This window comes from Pseudomonas sp. 05N434, from assembly GCF_056396965.1.
In genome coordinates, this window is the sequence record NZ_JBFTMK010001160.1 from 1 (window position 1) to 424 (window position 424).

General features: G+C 52.8%; 1 protein-coding gene. It reads left to right on the top strand.

Annotated elements, in window-relative coordinates:
- A partial coding sequence (locus AC1DLB_RS32225) for an REP-associated tyrosine transposase (RefSeq protein ID WP_477786563.1) occupies window positions 1–395 on the top strand: 395 nt, incomplete at its 5' end.
- Between the last annotated feature and the right edge of the window lie 29 nt (window positions 396–424).

Sequence of the window (424 nt, forward strand, 5' to 3'; positions counted from 1 at the left end):
ACTTGTTAACAGCTGTGGTTCACGATCGGCAGCCAATTTTTACCGATTGGCGCTTAGGTAGGCTGGTTGCCCAACAATTACATCAGGCTCAGGAGGAGCATTGGGTAGAGTTTTTGACGTGGGTGGTGATGCCAGATCATATGCACTGTTTGGTAGAACTTCGGGATAAAACACTGGCCGAGCTGATGTGCCGAATCAAATCCCGAAGCAGTCTAGCCGTTAATCAGGCGCTAGGGCGAAGCGGGCGTTTGTGGCAGAAGGGCTATCACGATCGAGCGGTTCGGAAAGAGGAGGACGTGAAAGGTCTTGCCCGATATGTCGTTGCCAATCCTGTTCGGGCGGGACTGGTGATACGTGTTCATGATTATCCGCTGTGGGATGCGTGTTGGCTGTGATGATTTACGACTGCTGCGCAGCCGAACGC